The 7,351-nt window shown below is 57.4% G+C and carries 5 protein-coding genes; all 5 read left to right on the forward strand.

Features of this window, described 5'->3' with window-relative positions; translation table 11 throughout:
* The first annotated feature begins 33 nt into the window (after positions 1-33).
* Genes ACI3L3_RS16490 through ACI3L3_RS16510 form a run of 5 tightly spaced genes read left to right on the forward strand, consistent with a single transcriptional unit; the run spans position 34 to position 7,030 of the window.
* Entirely contained in the window at positions 34-888 is an 855-nt protein-coding gene (locus tag ACI3L3_RS16490; protein ID WP_404846255.1) for a hypothetical protein, read from the forward strand.
* Positions 889-935: 47 nt separating this feature from the next.
* Complete coding sequence (locus tag ACI3L3_RS16495; RefSeq protein ID WP_404846256.1) at positions 936-3,002, forward strand: TonB-dependent hemoglobin/transferrin/lactoferrin family receptor; 2,067 nt, start codon at positions 936-938, stop codon at positions 3,000-3,002.
* A gap of 55 nt (positions 3,003-3,057) precedes the next feature.
* A complete protein-coding gene (locus ACI3L3_RS16500) occupies positions 3,058-4,890 on the forward strand; it encodes an extracellular solute-binding protein (RefSeq protein ID WP_404846257.1) in 1,833 nt (610 codons plus the stop codon).
* Positions 4,887-5,993: a microcin C ABC transporter permease YejB gene (locus tag ACI3L3_RS16505; protein ID WP_404846258.1), complete on the forward strand. Its 1,107-nt coding sequence runs from the start codon at positions 4,887-4,889 to the stop codon at positions 5,991-5,993. Before ACI3L3_RS16500 ends, ACI3L3_RS16505 begins: the two co-directional genes overlap by 4 nt.
* Positions 5,993-7,030: an ABC transporter permease gene (locus ACI3L3_RS16510; RefSeq protein ID WP_404846261.1), complete on the forward strand. Its 1,038-nt coding sequence runs from the start codon at positions 5,993-5,995 to the stop codon at positions 7,028-7,030. Before ACI3L3_RS16505 ends, ACI3L3_RS16510 begins: the two co-directional genes overlap by 1 nt.
* Positions 7,031-7,351 lie beyond the last annotated feature (321 nt).

Below are 7,351 nucleotides of genomic sequence, written 5' to 3' on the forward strand. Positions count from 1 at the left end.
TCAAAATCATTGCAAGAGCATTCAGGAGGAACAATGTCTACAGGCCCAACACTCTGTGATTCTATATTTATTGGCGATAATGTTGCCGACGTGGCGCGGGCGCTTGGCTGCTACGCCAAGGGAATGATTGGCGGCCAGATGCCCATGGTGGAGACTGCCTTTCCCTTTGCCAAGCAGTTGGAATGCATCCTGTGCGTGATGGGGCCCAAGCGAAAGCTGCTCTATTCCGCCTACCGCCGCATGAACATTTCATCCGTGGTCATTGCCCACACCGACAGCGACCCCAACCCCGCAAGTATTGCTCCGGAGCTTCGGGAGAATGGGCTGAATGTCGAGATTATCGACTTCACAAAGGGAGTGCCTCACGCCATACGCGAGGCCGGACGCGTTTTCGGGCGCGAGAAGGCGGCCGAGAAACTGGCTGTAGCCTATGAACGCGACATGGAATCCGTGTACGCGGACCAGCCCATATTAGGCCGACGGGTGCTCGTGCTGCTTGGCATCACCAATCCGCAGCGTCCGGAGCGCTATCTTCTGCTCGAAACCCCGGGGTGCCATCTTGATAAGACCATTCTTGCCCCCCTCGGGTGTGAGAATGCCGGAGCGGCGCAAGTTTCGCCAGATACGGAAATCGTTATGGATGGCATTCAAATCATACAGGAACCGCTGGATCTTGAAGCCATGCGTCCGGATACAATCGTCCTAACGGGAGACCCCTTGGTCGGGCAACGCGCTCTGCGTGATGCTGTGGCCGCCAATCCTCACTTGCGCGACGCCGTTCCCGCACTCAAGCAGTACGAAGTGTATTCCCTGCCTCACTGTTGCAGCGCAGAGCCTCTGCGTTTTCCTGAGACGTTCCGTCTCTGGAAAGAGGCGCTGTCGCGATAACGGTAGAGGACTTTTCTTTCTCGGACATTCGTAAGGAGATAGGGAATATGACGTCCAAATTTACCGCCACGATGGCGGCATTCATGCTGGCTGTGCTTATCGCAGCCGGATCGGCCATGGCATCAGGCGACACGCCGCCCACAGGAAAGAGCGCAGCAGACGCGGCGCAAGAAAACGCCACCATCCCGACAGCAACGCTTGACCGTATGGTCATATCCGCCACCCGCACGGAGCGCAGCGCGGCGGACGCACCAGCTTCAGTTGTCGGGTATGGTCTTGAGCGCATTGAACAGGAGCAGGCCCGGACTCTGCGCGATATTTTAGAGGGGATGCCGAACGTTGAATTTTCGGACCCTACAAATCCGTTTATTCAAAAACCCTCGCTGCGCGGACTGGATGCCGACCAGACTCTTTTTAAAATTGATGGCGCGCGGCAAAACTATTCCTCGCAGTCCGGCATTGGTCATTCTCCGTTAATTGTGGACCCCGAAATGCTCAAGGAAGTGGAAGTGCTGCGCGGACCATCTTCTGTCCTGCACGGGAGCGGGGGCATTGGGGGCGTCATTTCGGTGCGGACAAAGGACGCCTCGGACCTTTTGGAACCGGGCGAGAACTTTGGTGCGCGCTTCAAGACTGGCTATCAGTCTGGCTTAAGCCAGACTGCCAGTTCCGCTGCGCTCTATGGCAGACAGGGGATGTGGGATGTGCTTGGCCAAGGTGTCTACCGCGATTTTGGCGATATCCACACAACGAATCCCTCACCCACCAAGGATACAGCCTACCGCAACGGCCACTCGCGTTCCGGCATGTTGAAGGTCTCGGCCAGCCCGACGGACAGCCAGTATCTGTCTGCGTCCTATAACTATTCGCAGGGACGCTTTGCTCAAAGCCGTGACATAAGCACGCATACCGAAGAGCAGCACCGCCTCCTCGGTACCTATGAGCTTCGCCCCGACGATTCGCAGTGGGTGGACCTGCGCGCCACCCTGCAGAGCGAGTGGCGCACCAATGAGTTTATCAATGACATGCGTGAGCTGGAGGATGAATTCTCTTCTTACGGTGGCAGTTTGCAGAACACGTCGCGCTTTAGCATGGGCGATGTCGTGCACAACGCTGTCACGTATGGCGTGGACTACTACCAAGACCATCAGGAAGGCACGGACTTCGGCAAGCCAGACCCGTCGCGGCCCGATGCCACGGCTGAGGACTTTGGTCTGTTTGTGCAGGATGAGATAACACTCTTTGACCGCGTGACTCTTATCCCTGCGCTTCGCTTCACCTCATACAGCCGTGTGTCCGACTCTGGCGTTGCGGATGATCAGGAGGACAGCAAGGTGACGCCTAAGTTCACCGCGCAGGTGAAGGTGCTCCCGTGGCTGTCGGTCTACGGCACCTATGCACAGTCCTACCGACCGCCGTCTCTGGATGAAATCTATTTTGCCATGGATCATGTTATGCCGCCGGTCACGATTCGGGTGCTGCCCAATCCCGACCTTGAGCCGGAAACGGCGGAAACGTGGGAAATGGGCTTCAACATGGGCTTTGAGAGCCTCTTTACCGACAATGATCCGTTCCACCTGAAAGCGACGTACTTCCGCGAGGATGTGGACGACCTTATCGCTCCCCAGATGGTCAAAGATTTCGCGACGCCGCCCATGGGCGAAATTCACCACCAGAGCGTCAATATCAACAGCGCGCACCGCTTCGGCTATGAGGTTGAAGCAGAATATGCCGTGGCAAACGCCTCGTTCTCCGTCTCGTACGGCAAGACCTTGGGCTGGGACGAGGACACCGGCGACCGTGTTGGCGGCAGCCCGGAAAAGCTCTCCCTGCGGGCAGGGTACGACGTGCCACAGCATAACCTGAACGTTTTTTGGAAGTCCCGATTTGTGGGCACGTACAAGACGTCCAGCATGTTTAGCGACGATACCATCGTCTACAATCCCTACACCGTTCACGGCATAGGGCTGACATGGACGCCACGCATTGCGGACCTTGACGGATTCCGTGTCGATCTTGGCGTGGATAACCTGTTTGACGTCCGTTACCGCAATTCTGCGGGCGGGTACGACGTTGGCCAGAACATCAAGGCCGCTGTTTCCTACGAGTTTTAGGACTATAGCGCCCCGGCCTGCTGCAAAGCGGCAGGCCGGGGTTTTGGAGTTTTTTGTGACGTACCGTTTTGTTTTATCCTGCTGCGCCGCAGTGGCGCTTGCGGCATTCACGCTTACGGCGCATCAGGCATGGGCAACACAAGGCATAACCATAACCCATGCGTTAACCCTTGCCGATGCGCCTGAACTGCCCGCGGACTTCACGCACTTTTCTTACGCCAACCCACAGGCGCCAAAGGGGGGCGAGGTGCGTATGCATGCCATAGGCACGTTTACAAGCATGAATCCCTTCACGCCCAAAGGCGAACTCCCTTCGGGCTTTGGACTCCTTCATGACAGCCTGACGACAACGTCTCTCGACGAACCCTTTACGCAGTATTGCCTTGTGGCGGACAGCATCATCATCCCCGATGATGGCTCATGGATAGAATTCACCATCCATCCCAAAGCGCGCTTTCATGACGGAACGCCGATCACGGCGCGCGATGTGGTCTTTTCCTACACCGCGACCATGGAGAATATTGGCAGCACGCTGCAGCGCTTTTTTTCGGACATTACCGCTGTGAAGGCTGTTGATGAACGGCGGGTTCGCTACGAGTTCGCACCTGGCGCGAAAAGGGAAGTGGCCCTTATCGCCAGCAGGATGCCCATTTACCCCGAGCATTTCTGGAAGGAGAAGGACCGCGCGCATACGATGATGGGGACAATTGTCGGAAGTGGTCCCTACCGGATTGCGTCCTATTCGCAGGGGGAGAACATCGTCTACGAACGGGTCAAAGACTACTGGGCCAAAGACCGCCCCGTCTGTGCCGGGCACTATAACTTCGACAGAATCCGGTATGAATATTTCCGTGATGCCACCGTGGCGCTGGAGGCCTTTCGCGCCGGACACTACGACATCCGCGAGGAGCACTCGGCCAAAAGCTGGAAGACACTGTATACCGGCCCAGCCTTTGACCGTGGCGACATCGTCATGGAGCGTTTTCGCCATGCCCAGCCGCTAGGCATTCAAGGGCTGTTTTTCAACACCCGCCGCCCCATGTTTCAAGACCGGCGTGTCCGGCGTGCTCTTGTCCTCGCCTTCGACTACGAATGGGTCAACCGACAACTCTATTGGAGCGCCTACCCGCGCACCACAAGCTATTTCACCAACTCGGAGCTTGCCGCAAAGGGATTGCCGTCGCCAGAGGAGCTGCGTCTTTTGGAGCCGTTTCGAGCCATACTTCCTCAAGAAGTCTTTACGGCGGAGCACACATTTCCTGTTGCAGAGGAGAACGGCTTCAACCGCCATAATCTGCTCCGCGCGGCCCAGCTTCTTAAAGAGGCAGGATACGTCCTTCGCGACGGCGTTCTTGTGGACGGGCACTCCGGGCGGCCCTTTCGATTTCAACTCCTGACGGACTCTGCGTCCATACGCCGCGTGGCCCTTCCTTTTGCCCGCAATCTGGAGCGGCTTGGCATTGAGCTTTCCATCCTCGTTGCGGACACCGCCATGTATATGCGCAAGGGCAAAGTCTTTGATTTCGATATGATTTCCATGGGCTTTGGGCACACTCTGAGTCCGGGGCGCGAGCTTCGATTCTACTGGCATTCCAGTTCCAAAGACATGGAGGGTAGCCGAAATGTCATCGGTCTTGCCGACCCGGCGGTGGATGCTTTGGTCGACGCGATTATCAGCGCCCCCAACCGTACCGAGCGTGTCGCGGCGTGCCGTGCGTTGGACCGCGTTCTTTTATGGGGTGAGTATGTGATTCCAACCGGCGCATCCAACGTTTACCGCATTGCGTATTGGAAAGGATTGAAACGCCCAGAGCGTCTGCCTCGGTATGCGTTTGGGGTCAACACGTGGTGGTGCGAAAGCGCCGAGCAGGAGGGCGGCGGCTTATGATGCACTATCTTCTCAAGCGTCTCGCGCTTGTTGTGCCGACAATTTTTATCATTTTAACGCTGAATTTCTTTGTGATTCAGTTGTGCCCCGGTGGCCCGGTGGAGCAGATGTTAGCCCGTATTCAGGGGGAGGAGCGTTCTCTTTTAGAGCGTGCGGGAGCAAGCGGGCAGGATGAAATCAAAACCGTGCAAAGCTCGCTGGACAATATGGGGACCTACCGCTCAGACGGGGGGCTGGACCCAGAGCTGGAGCAGCGGATTAAGCGGTACTACGGCTTCGACAAACCCCTGCTGGAGCGTTACTGGATGATGCTCAGCGGTTTTGCGCGGTTCGAGTTTGGGGACAGCCTGTTCAGGGACAAGTCCATCCTTGAACTGGTGCGTGAAAAGCTGCCTGTGTCGCTGTCCCTCGGACTCTGGACCACACTCATTTCATATATCGTCTCGGTACCACTCGGCATCCGCAAGGCCATCCGCGCAGGCTCGTCCTTTGACGCATGGACCAGCTTTGCCGTGGTGGCGGCCAGCGCCGTGCCAACGTTTCTCTTTGCCATCCTGCTCGTCATCCTCTTCGCGGGCGGGAGCTATTGGGATCTGTTCCCCTTACGCGGGCTGGTGTCGCCTGGATTTGACGACATGAGCCTTGCGGCAAAGGTTGTAGACTACGCATGGCACATGACGCTGCCGGTGCTGGCCATGGTCATTGGCAGCTTTGCCGGGACAACACTTCTGACGCGCAACTGCTTTCTGGACGAAATCGGCAAGCAGTATGTGGTGACAGCGCGGGCCAAAGGACTCACTGAAAACCGCGTGCTTTATGGCCATGTTTTCCGAAATGCCATGCTCATCTTCATCGCGGGATTCCCAGGGGCGTTCATAAGCATGTTCTTCACCGGCTCCCTGCTTATCGAGGTTATTTTCTCGTTGGACGGACTGGGCCAGATGGGCTTTGCGGCCACCATGCAGCGCGACTACCCCCTCATGTTCGCCACGCTCTATATCTCAACCCTGCTTGGGCTGGTCATCAAGCTGGTGAGCGACATCACCTATACATTCGTCGACCCGCGTATTGATTTTAGCGCGGTCAATTCCAGAGGCTCATGATGTTTCGATTCGAGTTGAGTCCCATACAGGCGGCCCGCTGGGCGAAATTCAAAAGAAATTCACGCGGGAAGTGGGCCCTTGGCATCTTCCTGACGCTCTTTGCCGTAAGCCTCTGCGCGGAACTCATCGCCAACGACGTACCGCTTCTTGTCATCTACAAGGACGAAATTCACGTGCCCATTGTCAGCCCGCAGCCGGAGACCGCCTATGGCGGCGCCTTGGCCACTCCGGCGAACTACCGCGACCCAGCAGTGCAGCAGCTTATTGAGCACGATGGCTGGATGCTGTGGCCGCCGGTGCGCTATGACTACCAAACCATCAACCGCACTGTAGCAGAACCGTTTCCGGCCCCGCCGTCACGGGAGAACCTGCTTGGAACCGACGACAGCGGGCGCGACGTCTTTGCCCGGCTTCTTTACGGCTTCCGCCTGTCTGTGCTCTTTGGGCTGGCCCTAGGGGGCTTTGGCGCCGTGATCGGAATCTGCGTGGGAGCGCTGCTTGGGTACTATGGTGGGTGGCTGGATATCGCGGGACAGCGCTTTATGGAAGTCTGGGGCGGAATGCCTCTGACCTATTTGCTCATCATCTTGGCGAGCTTTGTTGAGCCAACGTTCTGGATGCTGCTTGGCATCATGCTGCTCTTTAGCTGGATGGGTCTCGTGGACGTGGTGCGGGCGGAATTTCTGAAGGGCCGAAATCTCAGTTACATCCAAGCCGCGCGGGCGCTCGGCGTCTCGGACGCGCGCATCATGTTCCGCCACATCCTGCCAAACGCCATGGTGGCGACAATCACCTTCCTGCCGTTCATCCTGAACAGCTCCATCACTACCCTCACGTCCCTCGACTTCCTCGGCTTCGGCCTCCCTCCAGACTCCCCCGCCCTCGGCGAACTGCTCGCCCAAGGCAAAGCCAACATCCACGCCCCCTGGATAGGCCTCTCCGCCTTCGCCGTGCTCGGCGGCCTGCTTATGCTGTTGGTCTTCGTCGGGGAGGCGGTGCGGGATGCGTTTGATCCGGGGAGCGTAAACAATGGGTGATCCTGCGACAGTGTTCGGTCACGGAAATCCCGTTCTCGGCCTCGTGCAGAAGCCGGGAAGTCTGGTGCTCAGTGAATCGAAATTGTCGCAAGATATTCATCCCTTATACGAATGTGCGGCGCCCAAAAAGCTCTCCTCTTTGGTGAGACACTTATGCAGGAGGGGCACACTTTGGAGAAAGACATCCGTTGAAGGAAGACCTGTCGCCTTGACGAGTGAGGGAGAAGGAGAGGTTGAGTACATTGTGTACGCCGCCTTTCAGTCCGGTTTCGGACGGCTTTGTACTCCCGCACTGTATTAAGCGGGGGATTTCGGCTGGGG

The organism is Desulfobaculum sp. SPO524 (genome assembly GCF_044987625.1).
Lineage (GTDB): Bacteria > Desulfobacterota > Desulfovibrionia > Desulfovibrionales > Desulfovibrionaceae > Desulfobaculum.

What these genes read in the sequence shown, in the direction of transcription:
- ACI3L3_RS16495 (WP_404846256.1), top strand. Translation starts at nt 936, where the DNA reads ATGACGTCCAAATTTACCGCCACGATGGCGGCATTCATGCTGGCTGTG.
- ACI3L3_RS16505 (WP_404846258.1), top strand. Translation starts at nt 4,887, where the DNA reads ATGATGCACTATCTTCTCAAGCGTCTCGCGCTTGTTGTGCCGACAATT.
- ACI3L3_RS16490 (WP_404846255.1), top strand. Translation starts at nt 34, where the DNA reads ATGTCTACAGGCCCAACACTCTGTGATTCTATATTTATTGGCGATAAT.
- ACI3L3_RS16510 (WP_404846261.1), top strand. Translation starts at nt 5,993, where the DNA reads ATGTTTCGATTCGAGTTGAGTCCCATACAGGCGGCCCGCTGGGCGAAA.